Origin of the sequence: Hydrogenophaga electricum, assembly GCF_030160815.1 — a bacterium.
Classification (GTDB): Bacteria; Pseudomonadota; Gammaproteobacteria; order Burkholderiales; family Burkholderiaceae_C; genus Hydrogenophaga; species Hydrogenophaga electricum.
The window spans coordinates 37,404-60,440 of record NZ_BSPB01000024.1 but is presented as its reverse complement, the minus strand read 5'-3'; the positions used below and the strand labels follow the sequence as shown (position 1 = coordinate 60,440).

Here is a 23,037-nt window from a genome sequence, read left to right as displayed (position 1 = left end):
GCCGCGCTGGCCCGGGCCCAGGCCCTCGCCCTGGCGGGCGGCACGCCGCGCCGCACCAGCGCGCTCACGGTGGACCCGGCCTCGCTGCCCGACGGGCTGCTCGACCAGGCGCTGGCCAAGGCGCGTTCGCAACCCCAGTACCCGGCCCACGAAGCCATCGTCGAGAGCGTGCGCGCCGCCGCCACCCTGCCCTTCCCGCAAGGCGAACAGGTGGAAGCCGAGTGGTTCGCCCGCGTGCTGCGATCGGGCACCTCGCAGGCCATGCGCCACCTGTTCTTCGCCGAGCGTGCGGCCGAAAAAATCCCCGGCCTGCCCAAAGACGTTGCGCTGCGCCCCATCCGCAAGGTGGGCGTGCTCGGCGCGGGCACCATGGGGGGCGGCATCGCCATGTGCTTCATCAACGCCGGCTACGACACCGTGCTGGTCGAGGCCAGTTCCGAAGCGCTGGAGCGCGGCCTGGCCACGATCCGCAAGAACTACGACGCCACCGTCAGCAAGGGCCGGCTGGCCGCCGAGGAGCGCGACCGCCGCCTGGCCCGGTTGACGCCCTCGCTCAACGACACCGACTTTGCCGACTGCGACATCGTCATCGAAGCCGTGTTCGAGAACATGGCGCTCAAGCAGCAGATCGCCCAGCGCCTGGGCGCCATTTGCAAGCCCGGCGCCATCATCGCCACCAACACCTCGACGCTGGACGTGGACCAGATCGCTGCCGCCTCCGGGCGCGCGGCCGACGTGCTGGGCACGCACTTCTTCAGCCCGGCCAACGTGATGCGCCTGCTGGAAGTGGTGCGCGGCGCGCAGACCGCGCCCGACGCCCTGGCCACCGTGATGCAGCTGGCCAAGCGCATCGGCAAGGTCGCGGCCGTCTCGGGCGTGTGCTACGGCTTCATCGGCAACCGCATGGCCGAGGTCTACATGCGCGAAGCCGAATTCCTGCTGCTCGAAGGCGCGACACCGGCACAGATCGACGGTGCCATCGAAAGCCTGGGCCTGGCCATGGGGCCATGCCGCATGCTCGACATGGCCGGCATCGACGTCGGCGCCAAGACCGTGATCGAGTACGAGAAGGCCGGTGGCCTGCCGCCCGACCCGACCTACCGCGTGGTCGTGCGCAAGCTGTTCGAGCTGGGCCACTTCGGCCAGAAGACCGGCGCCGGCTACTACCGCTACGAAGGCCGCACGCCGCTGGCCAACCCCGAGACGCAGGCCGTGTGCGAGGCGCTGGCGCAGCAGCACGGCATCGCCCGCCGCAGCGACATCACCGACACCGAGATCATCGAACGCCTGATCTACAGCATGGTCAACGAAGGCGCGCGCATCCTGGAAGAAGGCATTGCCTACCGCGGCAGCGACATCGACGTGGTCTGGACCGCCGGCTACGGCTTCCCGGTCCACCAGGGCGGCCCGATGTTCCTGGCCGATCAAACCGGCCTGCCGCTGCTGGTGCAGCGTCTGGACCACTACGCCGCCGTGCGCGGCAACCCCTTCGGCTACTGGAGCGTGAGCCCGCTGCTGCGGCGCCTGGCCGCCGAAGGCGGCCGCCTGTCCCGGTCCTGACCCCCTGCGCCGCCAGCGGCGCCCGATCCCTCACCCTGTCTACGGAGCCATTCCATGAGAGAAGCTGTCATCGTGTCCACCGCCCGCACCCCCATCGGGCGGGCCTTCAAAGGGGCGTTCAACCACACCAAGTCGCCCACGCTGATGGCGCACGCCATCCGCCACGCGGTCGAACGCGCCGGCATCGAGGGCGGCGAGATCGAGGACGTGGTGATCGGCACCGTGCTCAGCGCCGGCACCGCCGGCATGAACCTCGCGCGCAACGCGCTGCTGGCCGCAGGCCTGCCGCTGAGCGTGGCCGGCCAGACCATGGACCGCCAGTGCGCGTCGGGCCTGATGGCCATTGCCACCGCCGCCAAGCAGGTCACCGCCGACGGCATGGACGTGGTCGTGGCCGGTGGGCAGGAGAACATCTCGGCGGTGCAGAACGCCTACATGAAGTGGGTCGCGGCCGAGGCCGACCCGGCCGTCATCGCACGCGCCGCGCATGCCTACATGCCGATGCTGCAGACGGCCGAGTTCGTGGCGAAGAAGTACGGCATCGGCCGCGACGCGCAGGACGCCTATGCGCTGCAGTCGCAGCAGCGCACCGCCGCCGCCCAGCAGGCCGGCCGGCTCGACGCCGAGATCGTGCCCATCGCCACACAGATGGCGGTGGTCGACAAGGCCACCGAACAGGTCAGCTACCGCGACATCACGCTCGCACGCGACGAGGGCAACCGCCCCGAGACCACGCTCGAAAGCCTGCAGTCGCTCAAGCCCGTGCTCGAAGGCGGCGTGATCACCGCGGGCAATGCCAGCCAGCTCTCCGACGGTGCGTCGGCCTGCGTGGTGATGGACCGCGCACTGGCCGAAAAGCGCGGCCTGGCCCCGCTGGGCCTCTACCGCGGCATGGCCGTGGCCGGCTGCGCCCCCGAAGAAATGGGCATCGGCCCCATCTACGCCATCCCCAAACTGCTGCAGCGCCACGGCCTCAAGGTCGACGACATCGGCCTGTGGGAACTGAACGAAGCCTTCGCCTGCCAGGCGCTGTACTGCCGCGACCACCTGGGCATCGACCCGGAGCGCTACAACGTCGACGGCGGCGGCATCTCCATCGGCCACCCCTATGGCATGACCGGCGCCCGCCTGGTCGGCCACGCGCTGATCGAAGGCAAACGCCGCGGCGTGAAGTACGTGGTGGTCACCATGTGCGTGGGCGGCGGCATGGGCGCGGCCGGCCTGTTCGAGGTGGCATGAGCGAGGAGCTGCAGATCGAGCCGCACGGGCCGGTGCGCGTGCTGCGCATCAGCCGCCCGCAGGCGCGCAACGCCATGACCGGCACGCTGGCGCGGCGCATCGCCGCCGCCATCGACGCGCTGGAGGCCGACGACACCTGCCGCGTGGCGGTGATCACCGGCGACGGCGGGCACTTCTGCGCCGGCATGGACCTCAAGGCCTTCACCCAGGGCGAACTGCCCTGGGACCCGGTGCGCGGCTTCGGCGGGCTGACCGAGCGCCCGCCGGCCAAGCCCATCATCGCCGCCGTGGAAGGGTATGCGGTGGCCGGTGGCTTCGAACTCGCGCTGGCCTGCGACCTGATCGTCGCCGCCGACAACGCGCAGTTCGGCCTGCCCGAGGTACGCCGAGGCCTGGTGGCGTCGGCCGGCGGGCTGATGCGGCTGCCGCGCCGCCTGCCCTACTTCCTGGCCATGGAAATGGCGCTCACGGGCGACCTGCTGTCCGCCGAGCGCGCCTGGTCGCAGGGCCTGGTGAACCGGCTCGCGGCGCCCGGGGAGGCCCTGGCGCAGGCGCTGCAACTCGCCGCACGCATTGCCGAACAGGCCCCGCTGGCGGTGCGCGCCAGCAAACGCATCGTGATCGAGTCGGCCACCTGGCCGGCCGACGAGATGTTCGCCCGCCAGGCCCCGCTGGCCGACCCGATCGGCCACTCGGCAGACGCGCTCGAAGGTGCACGCGCCTTTGCCGAAAAACGCGCGCCGGTCTGGCGCGGTCGTTAGAGGCAGCCCCCCCCGCGAAGCGCCACCGGCGCGCCACGCAGGGGGAAGCCGCGTCAGCGGCGCAGGGGGTGCTTCAGGTCTCCCGCAGCTTGTACTTGAGCACCTTGCCGGTCGGGTTGCGCGGCAGGGCATCGACGAGGCGCATCTGCTTGGGCACCTTGTAGCGCGCCAGGCGCTCGGTGGCGAAATCGCGCAGATCGTCCAGCGTGAGCTGGCTGCCCGGCTTGAGTGCCACCACCGCCACCACCGCTTCGCCCCACTGCGCATCGGGCACACCGATCACGGCGACCTCGGCCACGGCGGGGTGCCCGAACAGCACGCTCTCGACCTCTGCCGGGTAGACGTTTTCGCCGCCGGTGATGATCATGTCTTTGACCCGGTCGCAGATGTAATAGAAGCCCTGCTCGTCGAAGTAGCCCACGTCGCCGGTACGGAACCAGTGCTCGGTGTCGATGGCGTTGCGCGTGGCTTCGGGCTGGTTCCAGTAGCCGCGGGTGACGTTCATGCCCCGCACGCAGACCTCACCGCGCGCGTGCGGCTCGGTCACTTTCTGGCCATCGGCGGTCATGATGCACACGTCGGTCAACAGGGGCGACACCCCCACCGAACCGATCTTGGCCGTGGCCCATTCGCTCGACAGCGCGGTCGCCATGGCAGCCGTCTCGGTCAGGCCGTAGCCCTGTTGGACGAGGATGCCGCGCTGGTCCAGCAGGTGCAGCAGCGGCTCGGGACACGGCGCGCCACCGCACATCACGGTGCGCACGGTGGACGTGTCGGCGCTGGCGAAGTCCGGATGCTGGCTGATGAACAGCAGCATCGCCGGCACCGCGAAGATGGTGGTCACCCGGTAGGCCGCGATGTCGCGCAGCGCCAGGCCGGGGTCGAAGCCCCGGTGCAGCACCATGTGCGCGCCCTTGAGGAAGTTGGTGAGCGTGAGCACGTTGAGCGCGCCGATGTGGAACACGGGCGCGAAGGTCAGCAGCACGTCGTCGGGACGCATGTCGAGCATCACCAGCTCGTTGACGTGGTTCCACCAGAAGTTGCCCACGGTCAGCATCGCGCCCTTGGGCCGGCCGGTGGTGCCGGAGGTGTACATGATCACCGCCACGTCGTCCTGGTGCGGCTGGTGCGCCTCGCTCACGGGCGTGGCCGCCGCCATCGCCTCGGCCGCACCGGGCCAGCGCGCGGGGTCGGCCGGCTGGCCGTGGGCGCACAGGTAGCGCTGGCAGTGCAGCCGGTCGCGCACCGAGTCGATGACCGCGATGTGGTCGGTGTCGACCAGCAGCGTGTGCACGCCCGCGTCGTTGATGATGTATTCGAACTCGGGCCCGGCCAGGCGGAAGTTCAGCGGCACGAAGATGGCGCCGATCTTGGAACACGCGAACAGCGCGACGAAGAACATCGGATGGTTGAACCCGAGGTAGCCGACGCGGGTGCCCGGCTCGATGCCGCCGGCGCGCAGGGCGCCGGCCAGGCGGTCGATGTCGGCCAGCATCTCGGCATAGGTCCAGGTGCGGCCCTCGAAGGTCAGGGCCTGGCGGCCACCGTCGCGCCGCGCGCGTTCGGTGAACCACTGGCCCATGGCGATCTTGGGCCAGGGCGCGGGCACGCCGCCGAAGCCGTCGGCGGGCAGGGATGGAATCGGGCTCATGCGCTTGTCTCCGTTTTTTCTGGGGGATGAAACTCAGGGGGCAGGTTGCCGCAGGCGCGCCTTGAGCACCTTGCCGGTGGGGTTGCGCGGCAGCGCATCGACGATACGCAGCTCGCGCGGCAGCTTGTAGCCGGCCAATTCCTGCCGCGCAAAGGCCTGCAAGGCTTCCAGCGTGAGCTGCTCGCCCGGCTTCAGCGCGGCCACGGCCACCACGCGTTCGCCCCAGCGCTCGTCGGGCGCGCCGATCACGGCCACCTCGGCCACGGCGGGATGGCGGTAGAGCACGCTCTCGACCTCGGCCGGGTAGACGTTTTCGCCACCGCTGATGACCATGTCCTTGAGGCGGTCGCAGATGAAATAGAAGCCGTCTTCGTCGACGTAGGCCACGTCGCCGCTGTGGAACCAGCCCTCGTCGTCGAAGGCCGCTGCCGTGGCGTCGGGGCGATTCCAGTAGCCCCGCATCACGTTGCCCCCGCGGATGCACAGCTCGCCGCGCTGGTGGGGTTCGGTGATCAGGCGGCCCTCGTAGTCCTTGAGGCAGACCTCGGTCAGCAGCGCCGGCGTGCCGCAGGAACCGAGCTTGTCGATGCTTCGCTCGGGGATGAGCAGGCTGACGGTGGCGGTGGTTTCGGTCATGCCGAAACCCTGGTTGACCGGAATGCCACGCTCGGCGTAGCGCTGCAGCAGCGGCAGCGGCATGGGCGCACCGCCCACTGCGATGGTGCGCAGGCTGGACAGGTCGGCGGCTCCGAAACCGGGGTGCTGGCTCATGAACAGCAGCATCGACGGCACCGCAAAGGTGACGCTCACCCGGTGGCGGGCGATGTCGTGCATCACGGCCTCGGCGTCCCAGGCCCGGTGCAGCACCAGGTGGGCGCCGGCCTGCATGGCCGGCATCGAGACCGAACACAGGCCACCGACGTGGAACAGCGGCGCGAAGTTGAGCACCACGTCCTCGCAGCGCAGGCCGTTGCTCAGGATGCCGTTGAGGTTGTTGGTCCAGAAGTTGCCGTGCGTGAGCATGGCGCCCTTGGGGTGACCGGTGGTGCCCGAGGTGTACATGATCAGCGCCACGTCGTCGGGCGCGGTGGGTTGCTCGGCCGGCACCGCGGCGGCCGGGCGGTCCAGCGCCGGCAGCGTTGCCCAGCCAGGGGCTTCGCCATCGAGCGCGAGGTAACACGGGCAGCGCAGCCCGTCGCGGATGCCATCGACCACCGGCCGGTGCGCCGCATCGGCCAGCAGCACGCGCAGGCCCGCGTCTTCGGCGATGAAGGCGATCTCCGGCCCGGAGAGGCGGAAGTTCAGCGGCACGAAGATGGCGTTGAGGCGCGCGCACGCGTGCAGCGCGACCAGGAACAGCGGGTGATTGAACCCCAGGTAACCGACGCGGTCACCCGCTTGCAGGCCCTGCGCCGCGAGCACGGCGGCCATGGCCTCCACGCGCTGCTGCAGCTCGGCATAGGTCCAGGTGCGCTCGTCGCAGGTGATCGCCGGCCGGTGCGGGTGGCGTTCGGCCACGCGGCGCAGCCAGGTCGCCAGGCCGAGCACGGGCGTGGTCAAACCGGCGCGGGAACCGGGCCAGTCCGGCAGGGACACCGCAGGCGCGCCAGCGTTCATCGGCCGGTCCACACGGGTTTGCGCCGCTCGTTGAAGGCGGCCAGGCCTTCCCGGGCGTCTTCGGTCATGGCCAGCAGCGCGATCTGGCTCTCGGTGTAGGCGATGGCCTGGTCGAACGACATCGCCTCGATGGCGCGCATGGCGTACTTGCCGCGCCGGATGGCGGTGGGCGACTTGTCCACCAGCCGGCCCAGCAGCCAGTCGACCTTGGCGTCCAGATCGGCGGCCGGCACCACGTGGTTGAGCAGGCCGGCGTCGAGCGCATCGGCCGCGCTCAGGGGCTCGCCGGTCAGCGCCCATTCGCGCACGGTGCGGCGCGGCACCAGGTCCTGCAGCAGGCTGAGCACCTGCATCGGGAACACCCCGACCTTGACCTCGGGCAGGCCGAACAGCGCGTGGTCGGCCGCCACGGCCAGGTCCACCATGCACAGCAGGCCCATGCCGCCGGCCATGCAGGTGCCGTTGATGCGCGCGATGAGAGGCAGTGTGGCGTTCTGGGCTTCGCGCAGCAGGTCGGCGTAGTCGACGCTGGGCTTGGAAAAGTCGAACGCGAAGCCCTTGCCCGGCTGCAGGTCGCCACCGGCGCAGAAGGCCTTGTCACCACTGCCTGTGAGCACGATGGCGCGCACCTCGGGGTCGGCGTGCGCCTGGCGCAGGCCTTCGCGCATGAGCGCGATCACGCCTGCGTGCAGGGCGTTGCGCTTCTCGGGCCGGTTGATGGTGATCCAGAAAGCCTGGCCGCGTTTTTCCAGCAGGACTTCGGGCGCTTCACTCATGGTCTTGTCTCCTTGGGTCCGGGTCTTCAGGCCGCCACCGGCGCCTCGATCTCAGCGAGCACGCGGCGCGCCGTGACCTGCTCACCCACGCCCACGCTCAGGCCGAGCACGCGGCCGGCCACCGGGGCCAGGTGCACGTGTTCCATCTTCATGGCTTCGAGCGTGACCACGGGCTGACCGGCCTCGACCTGGTCGCCTTCGGCCACCAGCACCGCGACCACGCGGCCGTTCATGGAGGCCCGCACCTTGCCGTCGCCCCCGCTGTCGCTGGCGCGCTGTGCGGCGCTGCGGGTCAGGTCGGTCACGGTCACGGGCTGGCCGGCGTAATGCAGCCAGAGCTGGGCCCCGTCGCGCACGAAATCGGCGCTTTCCATGACCCCGTCGAGCACCACGCGCACCCGGCCGGCGTCGCCCTGGGTGTCGGTGGCCACCAGCGCCACGCCGTGCTCGGTTTCCCCGATCGTGACCAGGAAGTGATCGGGACCGGTCTGCGCCACGTGCACGCTGTGGCGCGCGCCGTTGACTTCCAGCAGCAGGCCCACGGGCAGTCGGTGGGCGAGGCGGCGCAGCAGGGGCCGCGCCGGCGCGCCGCCCGCGGTTTCGAACAGCAGTGCGGCCGCCAGCACCAGCGCCCGCTCGCGCACGGCGGCGTCGGGCTGCAGCAGGGCATCCTGGTGGCGGGCGATGAAGGCCGTGGTGGCGCCGCCTTCGGCGAACACCGGGTGGCGCAGGCAGGCGCCCAGGAACACCTGGTTGGTGGTCACGCCCAGCGCCACGGTCTGGTGCAGGCCCTGCAGCAGGCGGCGGCGCGCTTCGTCGCGCGTGGCGCCGTGGGCGATCACCTTGGCGATCATGGAGTCGTAGAACGGCGGGATCTCGGCGCCGCTGCGCAGCGCCTGCTCCACGCGCAGGGTCTGCGCGGGCTGCCACAGGCGCAGCGTGCCGCTCTGGGGCATGAAGCCGCGGTCCACGTCTTCGGCGCACAGGCGCACCTCGATGGCGTGTCCCTGTAAGCGCACGTCTTCCTGGCGCAGCGGCAAGGCCTCGCCCGCGGCGACCCGCAGTTGCAGTTCCACCAGGTCGAGGCCGGTGATGGCTTCGGTGACCGGGTGCTCCACCTGCAGCCGGGTGTTCATCTCCATGAAATAGAACTGGCCCTGCTGGTCGAGCAGGAACTCCAGCGTGCCCGCGCCTTCGTAGCGGATGGCCTTGACCGCGGCCACCGCGGTGGCGCCCATGCGTTCGCGCAGGGCCGCATCCACAGCGGGCGACGGCGCCTCTTCCACCACCTTCTGGTGGCGACGCTGCACCGAACAGTCGCGCTCGCCCAGGTGGATGGCGTTGCCGTGGCGGTCGGCGAAGATCTGGATCTCGATGTGGCGCGGCTCGATGATGGCGCGCTCCAGGATCACCTCGGCGTCGCCGAAGGCGTTCAGCGCTTCGGACTGCGCGCTGCGCAGCAGCTCGGGAAACGCCTTGGCGCTTTCGACCAGGCGCATGCCGCGCCCGCCACCGCCGGCGGTGGCCTTGATCATCACCGGAAAGCCGATGCGTTCGGCCTCGGCCGCCAGGCGCGCCTCGCTCTGGTCCTCGCCCTGGTAGCCGGGGATGCAGGGCACGCCCGCGTCCATCATGATCTGCTTGGCACCGGCCTTGTGGCCCATGGCGATGATGGCTTCGGGCGACGGACCGATGAAGACCAGGCCGGCGTCGCGGCAGGCGCGCGCGAAGTCTTCGTTCTCGGCCAGGAAGCCGTAGCCGGGGTGGACCGCGTCGGCGCCGGTGCGGCGCGCGGCTTCGACGATGGCGTCGATGCGCAGGTAGCTCTGCGCCGGCAGCGGCTCGCCGATGCACACCGCCTGGTCGGCTTCGAGCACGTGGCGCGAAGCGGCGTCGGCGGTGGAGTAGACGGCCACGGTCTGGTAGCCCATGGCACGGGCGGAGCGGATCACGCGCAGCGCGATCTCGCCCCGGTTGGCGATCAGGATCTTGTGGAAAGGGGTCGCAGTGGTCATGGTGGGCAGGGCGCTCAGGCGGCTTTCTTGGGGAAGATGCCCATGTTCTTGGACAGGATCTGCAGCATCACCTCGTCGGCGCCACCGCCGATGGAGCTGAGGCGGAAGTCGCGGTAGAAGCGCGAGATGAGGCTCTCTTTGACGAAGCCCATGCCGCCCCAGTACTGCAGGCAGCTGTCGGTCACCTGGCGCACCAGACGGCCCACCTTGAACTTGGCCATGGTGGCCACGTGGGTGGCGTCTTCGCCGCGCACGATCATTTCCACGCCACGCCAGTTCAGCGCGCGCACGGCCTCCACCTCGGCCTGCAGTTCGGCCAGCTTGAAGTACACCACCTGGTTGTCCAGCAGCGGCTTGCCGAACACCTGGCGATCGCGTGTGTATTCGATGGTGATGTCGATGGCGCGCTGTGCGAAGGCGCAGGTGTTGAGCGCGCCCCACAGGCGCTCGACCTGGAACTGCTCCATCTGGTAGATGAAGCCCTGCCCCTCCTCGCCCACGCGGTAGCGCTGCGGCACGCGCACATCGTCGAAGAACAGCTGCGCGGTGTCGGAGGCGTCCATGCCGATCTTGCGGATCTTCTTGGCAACCTCGACGCCCTTGGTCTTCATCGGCACGATGATGAGCGACTTGTTCTTGTGCACCGGGCCGTCGGAGGTGTTGGCCAGCACGCAGCAGAAGTCGGCCTGCGTGCCGTTGGTGGTCCACATCTTGCCGCCGTTGATGATGTAGTCGTCCCCGTCCTTGCGCGCGGTGGTCTTGATGGACGCCACGTCGGAGCCGCTGCCCACTTCGGACACGCCCAGGCAGCCGACGTATTCGCCCGAGATGGCGGGCGCCAGGAACTCGGCCCGCAGCTCCGCACTGCCGCGGTGGGCCAGCGCTGGCGTGCACATGTCGGTCTGCACGCCGATGGCCATGGGAATGCCGCCGCAGTTGATCTGCGCCAGCTCTTCGGCCAGCACGGCGGCGTAGGAATAGTCCAGCCCCATGCCACCGTTTTCGACCGGCTTGTTCAGGCCCAGCAGGCCCAGTTCGCCCATCTGGCGGAACACCTGGTGGGCGGGGAAGATTTCGGCCTCCTCCCAGGCGTCCACATGGGGATTGACCTTCTCGGCAATCCAGCGGCGGATGGTGTCACGGATCTGTTCGTGTTCGGGGGTGAGTTGCATGGCGGGGTTGGGCGAAAGATTCAGGGGCGGGCCACGGAGAACTGCATGGCCTGGGGTTCGCGGGCGGCGGCTTCGCGGCACAGGGCCAGCACGTTGGCCAGCACGGCGCGGGTGTCGCGCGGGTCGATGACGCCGTCATCGAGCAGGCGCGCGCTGGTGGTGAACACGCTCATCTGGCGGTCGAACCGTTCGACGATGCCCTGCTTGAGCGCTTCGATCTTGGCGTGGTCCACCTCACCTTTGCGGCGCATCGCCGCCTCGGTGACGATGGCCATGGTCTGCGCCGCCTGCTCGCCGCCCATGACCGCCGTCTTGGCGTTGGGCCACGAGAAGCAGAAGCGCGGATGGAAGCCGCGGCCGCACATGCCGTAGTTGCCGGCGCCGAACGAGGCGCCGCAGTAGATGGTGATCTGCGGCACGGTGGCGTTGGTCACGGCCTGGATCATCTTGGAGCCGTGCTTGATGATGCCGCCCTCCTCGTAGGCGCGGCCGACCATGAAGCCGGTCGTGTTGTTGAGGTAGAGGATGGGCGTCTTCGACTGGCAGCAGGCCTGGATGAAGTGCGTGGCCTTGGTGGCGCCGGCCGGGTCGATGGGGCCGTTGTTGGTGATCACGCCCAGCGGCCAGCCTTCGATCTTGAGGTGGCCGCAGACGGTGGCGCTGCCGTAGTTCTCGCCGAACTCCAGGAACTCGGAGTCGTCGGCAATGCGCGCGATCACCTCCTTCATGTCCACCGGCCGCTTGTGGTCCATCGGCATGATGCCCAGCAGCTCCTCGGTGTCGTAGCGGGGCGGCTTGAAGGCGCGCGGCGCATCGGCGGGCGTGTCGCGGTTCCAGTCGATCTGGCCCAGCACCTCGCGGGCGATGCGCAGCGCGTCGCGGTCGTCCTCGGCGAGGTAGTCGCCCAGGCCCGAGATGCTGGTGTGCATCACCGCGCCGCCGAGCTCTTCCTCGGTGGCGATTTCGCCCGTGGCGGCCTTGAGCAGCGGCGGGCCGGCCAGGAAGGCCCTGGAGCGCCCCCGCACCAGGATGATGTAGTCGGACAGGCCGGTCTGGTAGGCGCCGCCGGCGGTGGACGAGCCGTGCGTCACCGTCACCACCGGCAAGCCCGCGGCCGACAGGCGCGCCAGGTTGCGGAAGGAACTGCCGCCGTGGATGAAGTCTTCGACCCGGTAGGCCATGAGGTTCGCGCCCGCGCTTTCGACGAGTTGCACATAGGGCAGCTTGTTTTCCAGCGCCAGCTCCTGCACGCGCAGGATCTTGTCCAGCCCCATGGGCTGGAGCGCGCCGGCGTCGATGCCGGAGTCGGACGCCATCACCATGCAGCGGATGCCCGAAACGAAGCCGATGCCGGCGATCACGCCACCGCCGGGCACGCTGCGGTCGAGGTCGGCCTGGTCCATGCCCAGGCCCGCGAGCGAGGCGATTTCGAGAAAGGGCGCACCCGGGTCGAGCAACAGCGCAAGGCGGTCGCGCGGCAGCATCTGCCCGCGCTTTTCAAACCGCTCGCGCGAGGCGGCCGATTTCTGGCGCGCGCGGGCTTCGTACAGACGCACACGCTCAAGCAGCGCCTGCATGCCTTCGCGGTTGGCCTGGTAGGTGTCACTGGTGACGGACAGTTGGGACTCGATGTGTGCCATAGGAATCGGAAGATTGCGCTCGGTGCCGCGGGGCCGAAGGCCTGGCGACGGTGTGGAAGTCATCGTAGGAGTGCCGCGACACAGTGTCTTGCGAGAATTGGCTGCCTGCGGCCCGGGTTGTCCCGGGGTGGCCCCCACGCTCCGCCGCTGCACGAGTCGGTGCCCGCAGGGAAGCCGTCATTCCCGCGAACGCGGGAATCCAGCCACCTCACAGCGACCCGGCGGCGGATCACCTGCCCCCCAACGCTTCGCCCTTGGCGCGTGTCCCGGGCACCCAGCACCCGTCATTCCCGCGCACGCGGGAATCCACAGGCCGCCCAGGCTCAGGGCCGCCTCCGGCAGGGCGCCGCCGAACGCCCGCTCAGAAACCGAGCTGGCGCGCCGACAGGTCTTTCATGATTTCTTCGGAACCGCCACCGATCATCATCACCTTGACCTCGCGGTAGATGCGTTCGCTGCGGGTACCGCGCATGAACCCCATGCCGCCCAGGATCTGCACCGCCTGGTCGGCGCAGAACTGCATGGCCTGCGTCGACAGGATCTTGGCCATGCAGGTGCGGGCGACCAGCTCGTTGGCGTCGCCCACCCCTTCGCGCAGGCGCCAGGCCAGGTCGTAGATCAGGCTGCGCGCGGCGTCGATGCGGGCGTACATGTCGACCAGCTTGTGGCGGATCACCTGCCTCTCGGACAGGCTCATGCCGAAGGTCTTGCGTTCGCGCGCCCAGTCCAGCGCCTCTTCCAGACAGACCTGCGCGTAGGCGCAGGCCTGCGCCGACATGCCCAGGCGCTCGCTGTTGAAGTTGTTCATGAACACCTTGAAGCCCTGGTGCTCCACGCCCAGCAACTGACTCGCCGGCACGCGCACGTTGTCGAAGCGCAGGTGCGCCGTGTCCGACGCCCACCAGCCCATCTTCTTGAGCGCGGTGCGCGAGAGGCCCGCCGCGTCGCCTTCGATCAGCAACGCCGAAATGCCCGAGGCGCCCTTGCTGGCCGGATCGGTGCGCACCGCGACCGTGAAGTAGTCGGCCCGCATGCCCGAGGTGATGAAGACCTTTTCGCCGTTGACGACGTAGTGGTCGCCATCGCGCACGGCGGTGGTCTTGAGCGCCGCCACGTCGGAGCCGCCCGAGGGCTCGGTCACCGCCAGCGCGGCGATCTTTTCGCCGCGCAGCACCTCGGGAATGATGCGCTGCTTCAGCGCCTCGCTGCCGAAACGGGCCACGGGCGGCAGCCCGATGGTGTGCGAGAGCAGCGACGCCCCCACGCCACCGGCGCCGCAGCGCGCAATCTCTTCCGAAACGATGAGGTGGTAGAACACGTCGGCCGGTGTGCCGCCATAGGCTTCGTCGTAGCCCACGCCCAGCACGCCCAGATCGGCGGCCTTGCGATAGAGCTCGCGCGGAAAGCCTTCGGCCTCGTCCCAGTCGGCCGCGAACGGGGTGATCTCGCGCGCCACGAAGTCGCGCAGCGCTTCGCGGAAGGCGTCGTGTTCGGCGGTGAAGTAATGGGGCGCGGAAGGAAAGTCGAACATGGGGCTGAGAGGGGGAAAGCCCCGCAGCCGGGGTGGCTGCGGGCCGCGCATTTCATTCTAGGAACCGGCCCCCGCCGCGACTTGCGCGCAGTGGCTGACCTCAGAGCACGTCCGTGTCGAGCGTGGCCAGCTGGTCGTCGCCGTCGATCACCGGCGCCAGCCAGGCCCCCACCTGGGGCAGCTCGCGCACGAAGAAGTAACGCGCCGCCGCCAGTTGGCCCTGCAGCAGCTGGGCATCGCCCGCGCCAGCCTCCAGGCGCTGTGACGCCAGCGTCGCCAGATCGAGCCAGAGCCAGGCCACCACGGTGTGGCCGAAGCCGCGCAGATAGCCCATGGCGTTGTGGGTGGCCACGTCGGGCCGGTCGCCGCGCCAGGCGGCCTGGGTGGCGGCGGTGACGAGTGCGGCCGCGTCCTCCAGCGCATCGGCCATCGGCTGCAGGGCCACCACCGCGCGCGCGCGGCGCGCCGTGTCCTGCAGCCGGGCCTGCCACAAGGCCAGCGCCCGGCCGCCCTCGGCGCGCACCTTGCGACCCAGCAGGTCCTGCGCCTGGATGCCGTGCGTGCCCTCGTGGATCATGTTCAGCCGGTTGTCGCGCCAGTACTGTTCCACCGCGAAATCGCGCGTATAGCCGTAGCCGCCGTGCACCTGGATCGCCAGGCTGTTGGCTTCCTGGCACCACTCGCTGGGCCAGCTTTTGGCCACGGGGGTGAGCAGCTCCAGCAAGGCACCGGCCTCGCTGGCCACCGCGGCGTCGCCCGTGGCCTTGTCGTCCACCAGCCGCGCGCAGTACAGCCCCAGGGCCAGGCCGCCTTCGGCATAGGCCTTCTGCGCCAGCAGCATGCGGCGCACATCGGGATGTTCGATGATGGGCCGCGGCGGTGTGGCGGGGTCCCGCCCGGCCGGGCCGGCGGGCCGGCCCTGGGGGCGCTGGCGTGCGTAGTCGAGCGCGGCCTCGTAGCCCGCCCACCCGAGCATGGTGGCCCCCAGCCCCACCTGGATGCGCGCCTCGTTCATCATGTGGAACATGCAGCGCAGGCCGTCGCCTTCGGCCCCGACGCGGTAGCCGACGGCACCCGCGCGCCCGGCCACCGGGTACCGGCCTTCCCCGAAATTGAGCAGGGTGTTGACCGTGCCGCGGTAGCCCAGCTTGTGGTTGAGCCCGGCGAGCGCCACGTCGTTGCGCGTGCCGGTGAGGCGGCCGTCGGCATCGACCAGCCAGCGCGGCACGATGAACAGCGAAATCCCCTTGACGCCCGGCGGCAGGCGGCCGTCGGCACCGGGCACCTTGGCCAGCACCAGGTGCACGATGTTGTCGGACAGTTCGTGTTCGCCCCCGGAGATCCACATCTTGTGGCCCTGCAGGCGGTAGCGCGGACCGAGCGGATCGGCGTCGCTGCCGGCGCCGTCCGGCACCGCGCGCGTGAGGATGTCCCCCAGGCTGGAGCCGGCCTGCGGCTCGCTCAGGCACATGGTGCCGGTGTAGCGGCCATCGAGTTCGGGCACGGCAAACGCGGTGCGCTGCGCCGGCGTGCCATGCGCCATGAGCAGGTTGGCGTTGGCCGTGGTGAGCATGGCGTAGGCGTCGATACCGATGCTGGCTTTCATGAAGAAGCTGCGCGAGGCCGCTTCCACCACGTAGGGCAGTTGCATGCCGCCGCATTCGGCGTCCTGCCCCGCCGCGCGCAGGCCGGCTTCGGCATGGGCCTGCACCGCCTCGCGCGTGGCTTCGGGCAGGTGCACGCGCTCGCCGTCGAAGTGCGGCTCTTCGGTGTCGGCGCGCCGGTTGTGGGGCGCGAACTTGTCCTGCGCCAGGCGTTCGCTGAGGTCGAGCACCGCGGCGAAGGTGTCCGCAGAGTGTTCGGCAAAACGGGGGCGCGCCGTCAGCGCGTCGGCCTGCAGCCAGTCGAGCAGCAGCAGGTCCAGGGTGGCACGAAAGGTCATAACAGTCAGCAACGGGGTCGGACCGGAAAGGGGTCCGTTGCCGGCATTGTTCGGCGATGGCCGCGAGCTGTCTTGCGCGGATTGGCTGCCGCGGCAGGCTCAGGGGGCGGCGGGCCCCAGTGCCTCGATGAGCCGGGCCGCATCGACGTGGCAGGCCGCGACCCCGGGCTGTTGCAGGTCGTCGCGCGGCAGCACCCCGAGCCGGGGGATGCCGGCCGCGCAGGCCTGCGGGTGCTGCCCCACCTGCACCCAGCCCGCCACGCGCAGGCCGCGGGCGCGGCAGCGTTTGACCAGCGCGCACGACGCCTGCAGCGCCGCGGCGTCGTCCTCGCACACCACGATCACCGGCAGCCCCAGCGACTGCGCCAGATCTGCCAGCGTGAAGCCCGGCGCCAGCGCCGCGTCGGGGTCACCCACGCCGTCAACCACCACCACGTCGGTCCAGGTGGCCAGTGCGGCGTAGCTCTCGGCCACCGCCTCCGGGTCGAACCGGGGTGGCGCGGCCGTGACCGCCGGATCGGGCACGGGCGCGGTGCACAGCGCACTGGCCGGGAAGTCGAACGAACTGGCCGCCTGCAGGCGCGCCACGCGCGCGCTGTGCCAGCGGCCATGGCGCCACTGCGCGTCGCGCGCCACCGGCATCAGGCCGGTGGTGCGAAACCCCTGGGCCCGCACCGCCCGCATGAGCGCGAGCGACACCCAGTGCACGCTCTCGGCCATGCCCAGCACACAGAACGAGGCGGGAGCCGGTTCAGCAACCGTCTGGCGGGCAGGATGGAAGGCCAAGTGGTTTTCCTGGGCAAGGGTGTCGGGCAGGCCACATGGCCGGAAACCAGTGTGGGCGACGCACCCGCCCCCGTCTTGCGTCAATTGGTCACATTGCCCCTTTCGTCGGCACCGGCGCCACAGTGCCGGCCAGCCACTGGCCGCAAGCCAGCCGGCGCCGGCCCTGCTACGCTGACGGCGCAACCAAGGAGAGCGACCGACATGGCGACACAAGAGACAACCGCAAACAAGACCGTCCGCATCGGCGGCGCTTCGGGCTTCTGGGGCGACAGCATGGTGGGGGCCCCGCAACTGGTGAACAGCGGGCAGATCGACTACCTGGTGTTCGACTACCTGGCCGAGACCACCATGGCGATCCTCGCCGCGGCCCGTGCCAAGAAGCCCGAGATGGGCTACGCCACCGACTTCGTCGACATCGCCATGAAGGCGGTGCTGCCCGAGGTGATGCGCCGCGGCATCAAGGTGGTGGCCAACGCCGGCGGCATCCACCCGCAGGGCTGCGCCGACGCGCTGCGGGCGCTGGCCGACACGCTGGGGCTGAAGCCGCGCATCGCGGTGGTCACGGGCGACGACATCAGCGCCCAGATGCCGCGCCTGCGCGAAGCCGGCGTGCGCGACATGTTCAGCGGCGAGGCGCTGCCCGAAAAGATCCTGAGCGCCAACGCCTACCTGGGCGCCTTCCCGGTGGCGCAGGCGCTGGCGGCCGGGGCCGACATCGTCATCACCGGCCGCGGCGTGGACAGCGCCGCCACGCTGGGCCCGCTGATCCACGAATTCGGCTGGACGCCGGACGACTGGCACCCACTCGCCGGGGGCAGCCTGGCGGGCCACATCGTCGAATGCGGCTGCCAGGCCACCGGCGGCCTGCACACCGACTGGGAACGCGTGGAAGACTGGCCGAACATCGGCTACCCCATCATCGAATGCCACGCCGACGGCAGCTTCGAGGTGACCAAACCTGCCGGCACCGGCGGCCTGATCGCCCGCGCCGCGGTGGCCGAACAGCTGCTCTACGAAATCGGCGACCCGGGCGCCTACCTGCTGCCCGACGTGACCTGCGACTTCCGCCAGGTGGTGATCGAACAGCTGTCGCCCGAGCGCGTGCGCGTCAGCGGCGCCCTGGGACGCGCACCGACCGACAGCTACAAAGTCTCGGCCACCCAGCTCGACGGCTGGCGCTGCGCGGGCACCATGGTCATCATCGGCATCGACGCCGCCGCCAAGGCCCAGCGCACGGGCGAGGCGGTGATCGCCCGCACCAGCGCCCTGCTGAAAAGCCTGGGCCTGCCCGGCTACACCAGCGCGAACGTGGCCCTGCTCGGCGCCGAGACGCTGTACGGGCCGCACGCGCGCACAGGCGCTTCGCGCGAGGTGATGGTGCGCATCGCGGTCACGCACCCGATGAAGCATGCGCTGGAGATCTTCGCGCGCGAGATCGCGCCCTCGGGCACCTCGTGGTCGCCCGGCACCACCGGCCCCAGCACCGGCCGGCCCAGCGCTTCGCCCAACATCAAGCCGCTGTCGCTGCTGGTGAAAAAGACCGAGGTGCCGGTGACCGTGGTGGTCGACGGCCAGGCCCAGCCTGCCGCCATCGCGCCCGGTACGGGCGACGCCACCGCCCCCGCAGCACTGGCACCCGCCGAATGGGGCTCCGCCGACACCGAGACGGTGGACGTGCCCCTGGTGCGTCTGGCCTGGGCCCGCAGCGGTGACAAGGGCGACATCTCCAACATCGGCCTGATCGCCCGCGACCCGGCCTGGATGCCGCTGATCTGGGCCCGGCTCACGCCCGAGGTGGTCAAGGCCTACTTCGCCCACTTGGTCAAGGGCGAGGTCCGGCGCTTCTACCTGCCCGGCATCCACGCCATGAACATCACCATGGAACAGGCGCTGGACGGCGGCGGCCCCGCCTCCGCCCGCATGGACCCGCTGGGCAAGGGCATGGGCCAGATGCTGCTGGACCTGCCCATCGCGGTGCCGAAGGCACTGGCCCGACAACTGGGCTGAACACACCCCCCGAAAAGAAGAAGCCCGCCATTGGCGGGCTTCTTCTTTGCGTCCGGCGCCGGCCTCTGCGCCCTTGGGCCCTCCTTCACGGAAAAGCCCCACGCCACCCCCTCCCAGCGCAGCGTCGCAGCCGTGCCATGGAGGGAGAAGCCGCGTCAGCGGCGCAGAGGTGAACGATCCTTCACTTCATGCCGTAGGTGGCGGTGTCCACCTTGGAAAACACCTCGCGCCAGTACAGGTCGGCGTACTGCTCTTCGGTGCTCACGGTCTGGACCAGGTCGACCCACTTGCTCAGGATGGGCCGGAACTCGGCCAGCATCTGGGCGCTGCGCTTGACCCCGTGTTTGGACGCGAAGTAGTCCGCGATGGTCTTCATGTCCTGCTCGATGAAGACCTGCGACTTCTGCACCAGGGCCGGGTCGGTCTCGTGGATGCGCGCGCCGCGTTTCTTCATCTGGTCCAGCACCTCGTTTTCCACCCGGTGGTAGGCGAACGGCACGTTGGCCGCAGCCACGGACGCGCCGCGCAGCAAGGCTGCGCGCTGCTCGTTCGTGAGGCTGCGCCAGACGCGCATGTTCACGTTGGAACCGGCGGTGGAGAAGATGCCCCCGGGTGCGGCCATGGCGATGTCGGTCACCACCTCGGTCAGGCCGAAGTTGCGGATCTCCGGTGACGACAGCACGATGCAGTCCACCACGCCCTGCTTGAGCGCTTCGAGCATTTCGTTGGCCGACATGGTCACGGGCGAACCGCCCATGGCCGTGACCCAGCGCGCCCAGTTGGCCGCGCCCACGCGGAAGCGCTTGCCCTTCATGTCGGCTTCGGACTTCACGGGCTTGTTGCAGATCAGGCCGTAGCTGGAGCCGCCCACGTGGCCGGTGTAGACCTGGTTCTGCTTGGCGAACTCTTCATGGCACTCGGGGCACTTGGTGAAGATGAATTCGGTCATGGCCGGGATGTAGGCCAGGCCCTCCTTGCCGCGCACCTTGTCGCCCATGAGGCGCAGCATCATCGAGGCCTCGGAGATCACGTTGGTGTGCGGGTACTCGGCCGGGAAGTACGGCGTCAGCACGAAGCCGATGTCGGCCAGGCCGTCGCGCAGGCCCGCCGAGGTCTCGGCCATGTTCAGCAGCGACATCGCGTACACCTTGACGGTGAGCTTGCCCTCGGTGGCCTGGGCCACCGCCTTGGCGAACGCCTGCCCGCCGATGACGGGCAGGGCACTCGGCGGCTGGCCGATGGCGTAACGCAGTTCGCGGTTCTGCGCCTGTGCGGGCAGCACCAGGGATGTGGCGGCGGCCACAACGGCGGTCAGGCCGATTGCTCGGCGAATCCAGGGGGTCATGCCTTGTCTCCTTGGGCCATCGGTGGGCCCGGTTGGTCATTGAATGCAACGCACCGAAGCCACGGACACCGCAGGGCTCACACCAGGACCTCGGCCGCCTTCATGCTAGGAACGACCGCCCCTGCCCGCTTGTGCCCACTGGCTGCGGCCGAAGGGGTTTTCCCTAGACCGGACCGGTGGCGCGTGGTACCCGCGCCACATGCGTGCCCAGGTGGGTACCGATGAACACCAGCCCCAGGCCCAGCGCGTGCCAGACGGTCAGCGGCTCGCCCAGCAGGACCACCGCCGACGCCACCCCGAACAGCGGCACCCAGTACAGCCAGACCGCTGCACGGGCCATGCCCACCAGACCGATGGCGCGGTTCCACATCAGGTTGCCCAGGCCCGTCGACAGCGCCCCCGACAGCACCGCGATGGCCCACCAGCCACTGCCTGGCGCCGGCATGGCGGGCCACCCGTTCCAGGCCCCCTGCACCACCGTGTGCACCAGCAGGCAGGCAGCCCCGACCGCGTGCACGCCAACCCCGATCACCACCGCGTTGAGGTCGGCGGTCAGGCGCTGGATCAGCACCGCGCCCAGCGTGAACACCAGCACCGCCAGCACCACCAACCCGTCGCCCAGGCCCCCCTGCGCCAGCTCGGCGCCGGGCCGGTTGAGGATGACCAGCGCCACCCCCGCCAGCCCCAACCCCACGCCGCACAGGCGCCGGCCGCTGAGCGCCTCGCGCAGCAGCCACAGCGCGAGCATGGCCGACAGCAGCGGGTTGAGCGCCGTGATCAGCGCGCCGTGGGTGGCGCTGCTGCGCGCCAGCCCTTCGGCCAGCCACCACTGGTTGAGGTAGACCATGAGCACGCCGCAGGCGGCCAGTTGCCGCCACTGCGCGCGCGAAGGCGTCTGCCAGCAGCGCCGCAGGCGCAGCAGCACCAGCATGGGCAGCAGCGCGGCCAGCATGCGCACGCCCGACAGCAACACCGGATCGAACAGGCCGGTCAGCCACTTGATCGCGGTCAGGTTCACCCCCCACAGCAAGGTGGTGATCAGCAGCATGGCGCGCACCCGCGCGGCGGCTTCAGCCACCGCGGGCCTGCGCGTGAAACTGCCGCATGGTCTGCAACCAGCGGGCGTGGTCATCGCCCCGGCGCCGCATGTACTCGCGCACCTGCGGGTGCGGCAGGATCAGGAACTCGTCCGCCGCCAGGCCGTCGAGCGTGGCCTGCGCCACCGCCTCGGCGCTGAGCAGGCCGGCCGACATCAGTTCGCGCCGCGCCCCGGCTTCGGCCTGCAGCATCGGCGTGTCCACACCCAGCGGACACAGGCAACTCACGCCCAGGCCCTCGCCACCGTGCGTGATCGCCAGCCACTCGGCGTGTGCCACCGCCGCGTGTTTGGTGACCGCGTACGGCGCGTCGAACTGCGACAGCAGGCCGGCGGCCGACGCCGTGAACAGCAGGTGCCCGCCGCCGCGCGCCAGCATGCGCGGCACCAGCGCCCGCGCCGCGTGCACGTGCGCCATCACGTTGATCTGCCACAGCCGCTGCCAGTCGGCATCGGGTCGCTCCACCCCGCCCTGCACCGATACGCCGGCGTTGGCGCAGAACAGGCCGATGGGGCCGAAGCGGCGCTCGGTCTCGTCGATCAGCGCCACCGTCTGCGCTTCGTCGACCACGTCGGCGGCCATCGCATGACCGCCGATGGCGCGCGCCACCGTCTCGGCCGCGGCCGCATCGCGGTCGCTCACCACCACCTGCGCCGCACCGGCCTGGGCGCAGGCGCGCGCCAGCGCGGCGCCGATGCCGCTGCCGCCCCCGGTGACCACCACCACCGTGTCTTGCACTTTCATGGCAGCCCCGCCGAACGGCCCAGCGCCGTGGTCAGCACGATCTTGCCGCGCGCGCGCCGCTGGCCCACGGTGTCGAGCGCCTGTGCGGCCTGCTCGATCGGCAGGTATTCGCTGATCACCGGGCGCACCCGGCCTTCGCGCAGCCAGCTCAGCAACTGCTGCATCAGCGCATCGGCACGGTCGGGCTCGCGTTCGGTGAAGCCGCCGTAGAACACGCCGACCAGCGAACAGCCCTTGAGCAGCGGCAGGTTCAGCGGCGGGCGCGGGATGGTGCCGGCGGTGAAGCCGATGACCAGCAGCCGCCCTCCCCAGGCCATGGACCGCAGCGCGGCTTCCGTGTAGTCGCCCCCCACCGGGTCGTAGACCACGTCCACGCCGCGCCCGCCCGTCAGCCGCTTGAGCGCCTCGCGCAGGTCTTCGGTGGCGTAGTTGATCACCTCGTCGGCGCCGGCCGCGCGGCACAGCGCAAGCTTCTCGTCGCTGGAGGCCGCCGCGATCACGCGCGCGCCCATGAGCTTGCCCAACTCCACCGCCGACAGGCCGGTGCCGCCCGCAGCGCCGAGCACCAGCAGGGTCTCGCCCGGTTGCAGTTGCCCGCGCACCTGCAGCGCGTAATGCGTGGTGCCGTGGGTGATGACCAGCGCCGACGCCGCGTCCATGCCAATGCCCTCGGGCAGGCGGATGAGCTTGCCCGCCGCCACCTTCACCTCGTCGGCGAAGCCGCCCCAGCCGCAAACCGCGATCACCCGGTCGCCCACGGCCCAGCCGCTGACCCCGGGCCCGATGGCGCTGAGGGTGCCCGCCACCTCGCCGCCGGGCGAAAACGGCAGCTCGGGCTTGAACTGGTACTTGTTCTCGATGATCAGCCCGTCGGGAAAATTCACCGACGCGGCATGCACCGCCACCACCACCTCCCCCGGCCCGGGCTGCGGCGATGGCACCGCCTCCACCACCAGCGACGCGGGCGGTCCGTATTGTTTGCAGAGCACAGCTTTCATGTGGGTTCTCCAAGGTGAATGTGCGTGTTGCCTTCTCAGTCCCCGTTCCCGCGAGAGGCGGCAAAGGCAAGGCGAAAGACAGGCGACGAATGCGGGGAAGTTCAGGTCCCAGGCACCCACGGAACCGGCTTTGCCGGGCCGTGGGGTGCGTCCCCC

17 protein-coding genes are annotated in these 23,037 nt (G+C 70.3%); 4 read left to right on the top strand and 13 right to left on the bottom strand.

All coding sequences use genetic code 11. The annotated features are described in order from the left end of the window. The 3 genes from QQK43_RS14465 to QQK43_RS14455 all read left to right on the top strand — a co-directional run. The coding region (locus QQK43_RS14465) for a 3-hydroxyacyl-CoA dehydrogenase (RefSeq protein ID WP_284308313.1) at window positions 1-1,560 on the top strand (1,560 nt) is incomplete at its 5' end. Window positions 1,561-1,614: 54 nt separating this feature from the next. Then, entirely contained in the window at window positions 1,615-2,799 is a 1,185-nt protein-coding gene (locus tag QQK43_RS14460; RefSeq protein ID WP_234264491.1) for an acetyl-CoA C-acyltransferase, read from the top strand. Next, a complete protein-coding gene (locus QQK43_RS14455) occupies window positions 2,796-3,560 on the top strand; it encodes a crotonase/enoyl-CoA hydratase family protein (protein WP_284308312.1) in 765 nt (254 codons plus the stop codon). The genes QQK43_RS14460 and QQK43_RS14455 overlap by 4 nt, the downstream gene beginning before the upstream one ends. A gap of 73 nt (window positions 3,561-3,633) precedes the next feature. On the opposite strand, the gene QQK43_RS14450 is transcribed toward QQK43_RS14455, so the two are convergent. From QQK43_RS14450 to QQK43_RS14410, 9 genes are all read right to left on the bottom strand, one after another. Continuing rightward, entirely contained in the window at window positions 3,634-5,211 is a 1,578-nt protein-coding gene (locus QQK43_RS14450; protein ID WP_284308311.1) for an acyl-CoA synthetase, read from the bottom strand. A 33-nt stretch (window positions 5,212-5,244) separates the two neighbouring features. Beyond that, window positions 5,245-6,828 carry an acyl-CoA synthetase gene (locus tag QQK43_RS14445; protein ID WP_234264488.1) on the bottom strand — a complete coding sequence of 528 codons (1,584 nt, stop codon included), beginning with the start codon at window positions 6,826-6,828 and terminating at the stop codon, window positions 5,245-5,247. Then, complete coding sequence (locus QQK43_RS14440) at window positions 6,825-7,604, bottom strand: enoyl-CoA hydratase/isomerase family protein (protein ID WP_284308310.1); 780 nt, start codon at window positions 7,602-7,604, stop codon at window positions 6,825-6,827. Before QQK43_RS14440 ends, QQK43_RS14445 begins: the two co-directional genes overlap by 4 nt. Window positions 7,605-7,630: 26 nt before the next feature. Next, window positions 7,631-9,619, bottom strand: a complete 1,989-nt coding sequence (locus QQK43_RS14435) for an acetyl-CoA carboxylase biotin carboxylase subunit (RefSeq protein WP_284308309.1) — start codon at window positions 9,617-9,619, stop codon at window positions 7,631-7,633. A 14-nt stretch (window positions 9,620-9,633) separates the two neighbouring features. Further along, window positions 9,634-10,791 (bottom strand): acyl-CoA dehydrogenase family protein, encoded by a 1,158-nt coding sequence (locus QQK43_RS14430; RefSeq protein ID WP_234264485.1) that lies wholly within the window; start codon window positions 10,789-10,791, stop codon window positions 9,634-9,636. 20 nt (window positions 10,792-10,811) lie between these two features. Then, on the bottom strand, window positions 10,812-12,431 hold the full coding sequence (locus tag QQK43_RS14425) for an acyl-CoA carboxylase subunit beta (protein WP_234264484.1): 1,620 nt from the start codon (window positions 12,429-12,431) through the stop codon (window positions 10,812-10,814). Window positions 12,432-12,792: 361 nt separating this feature from the next. Beyond that, window positions 12,793-13,962, bottom strand: coding sequence for an acyl-CoA dehydrogenase family protein (locus QQK43_RS14420; protein WP_234264483.1), 1,170 nt, complete (start codon window positions 13,960-13,962; stop codon window positions 12,793-12,795). A gap of 100 nt (window positions 13,963-14,062) precedes the next feature. Continuing rightward, on the bottom strand, window positions 14,063-15,904 hold the full coding sequence (locus QQK43_RS14415) for an acyl-CoA dehydrogenase family protein (RefSeq protein ID WP_284308308.1): 1,842 nt from the start codon (window positions 15,902-15,904) through the stop codon (window positions 14,063-14,065). A 99-nt stretch (window positions 15,905-16,003) separates the two neighbouring features. Continuing rightward, window positions 16,004-16,690, bottom strand: a complete 687-nt coding sequence (locus QQK43_RS14410; RefSeq protein ID WP_284308307.1) for an AAA family ATPase — start codon at window positions 16,688-16,690, stop codon at window positions 16,004-16,006. A 201-nt stretch (window positions 16,691-16,891) separates the two neighbouring features. Between QQK43_RS14410 and QQK43_RS14405 the strand changes: the two genes are divergently transcribed. Further along, entirely contained in the window at window positions 16,892-18,697 is a 1,806-nt protein-coding gene (locus QQK43_RS14405; RefSeq protein ID WP_284308306.1) for an acyclic terpene utilization AtuA family protein, read from the top strand. Window positions 18,698-18,878: 181 nt separating this feature from the next. Here QQK43_RS14405 and QQK43_RS14400 read toward each other — a convergent pair whose 3' ends face one another. The 4 genes from QQK43_RS14400 to QQK43_RS14385 form a co-directional block, all read right to left on the bottom strand. Beyond that, entirely contained in the window at window positions 18,879-20,042 is a 1,164-nt protein-coding gene (locus QQK43_RS14400) for a C4-dicarboxylate TRAP transporter substrate-binding protein (RefSeq protein WP_234264479.1), read from the bottom strand. 163 nt (window positions 20,043-20,205) lie between these two features. After that, complete coding sequence (locus QQK43_RS14395; RefSeq protein ID WP_284308305.1) at window positions 20,206-21,120, bottom strand: DMT family transporter; 915 nt, start codon at window positions 21,118-21,120, stop codon at window positions 20,206-20,208. Continuing rightward, window positions 21,113-21,883: an SDR family oxidoreductase gene (locus tag QQK43_RS14390; RefSeq protein ID WP_284308304.1), complete on the bottom strand. Its 771-nt coding sequence runs from the start codon at window positions 21,881-21,883 to the stop codon at window positions 21,113-21,115. Before QQK43_RS14390 ends, QQK43_RS14395 begins: the two co-directional genes overlap by 8 nt. Next, window positions 21,880-22,881 (bottom strand): NADPH:quinone oxidoreductase family protein, encoded by a 1,002-nt coding sequence (locus tag QQK43_RS14385; RefSeq protein ID WP_284308303.1) that lies wholly within the window; start codon window positions 22,879-22,881, stop codon window positions 21,880-21,882. The genes QQK43_RS14390 and QQK43_RS14385 overlap by 4 nt, the downstream gene beginning before the upstream one ends. Between the last annotated feature and the right edge of the window lie 156 nt (window positions 22,882-23,037).

Coding starts and splice junctions, on each gene's coding strand:
- QQK43_RS14460 (WP_234264491.1), top strand. CDS start 1,615: ATGAGAGAAGCTGTCATCGTGTCCACCGCCCGCACCCCCATCGGGCGG.
- QQK43_RS14455 (WP_284308312.1), top strand. CDS start 2,796: ATGAGCGAGGAGCTGCAGATCGAGCCGCACGGGCCGGTGCGCGTGCTG.
- QQK43_RS14450 (WP_284308311.1), bottom strand. CDS start 5,211: ATGAGCCCGATTCCATCCCTGCCCGCCGACGGCTTCGGCGGCGTGCCC.
- QQK43_RS14445 (WP_234264488.1), bottom strand. CDS start 6,828: ATGAACGCTGGCGCGCCTGCGGTGTCCCTGCCGGACTGGCCCGGTTCC.
- QQK43_RS14440 (WP_284308310.1), bottom strand. CDS start 7,604: ATGAGTGAAGCGCCCGAAGTCCTGCTGGAAAAACGCGGCCAGGCTTTC.
- QQK43_RS14435 (WP_284308309.1), bottom strand. CDS start 9,619: ATGACCACTGCGACCCCTTTCCACAAGATCCTGATCGCCAACCGGGGC.
- QQK43_RS14430 (WP_234264485.1), bottom strand. CDS start 10,791: ATGCAACTCACCCCCGAACACGAACAGATCCGTGACACCATCCGCCGC.
- QQK43_RS14425 (WP_234264484.1), bottom strand. CDS start 12,431: ATGGCACACATCGAGTCCCAACTGTCCGTCACCAGTGACACCTACCAG.
- QQK43_RS14420 (WP_234264483.1), bottom strand. CDS start 13,962: ATGTTCGACTTTCCTTCCGCGCCCCATTACTTCACCGCCGAACACGAC.
- QQK43_RS14415 (WP_284308308.1), bottom strand. CDS start 15,904: ATGACCTTTCGTGCCACCCTGGACCTGCTGCTGCTCGACTGGCTGCAG.
- QQK43_RS14405 (WP_284308306.1), top strand. CDS start 16,892: ATGGCGACACAAGAGACAACCGCAAACAAGACCGTCCGCATCGGCGGC.
- QQK43_RS14400 (WP_234264479.1), bottom strand. CDS start 20,042: ATGACCCCCTGGATTCGCCGAGCAATCGGCCTGACCGCCGTTGTGGCC.
- QQK43_RS14390 (WP_284308304.1), bottom strand. CDS start 21,883: ATGAAAGTGCAAGACACGGTGGTGGTGGTCACCGGGGGCGGCAGCGGC.
- QQK43_RS14385 (WP_284308303.1), bottom strand. CDS start 22,881: ATGAAAGCTGTGCTCTGCAAACAATACGGACCGCCCGCGTCGCTGGTG.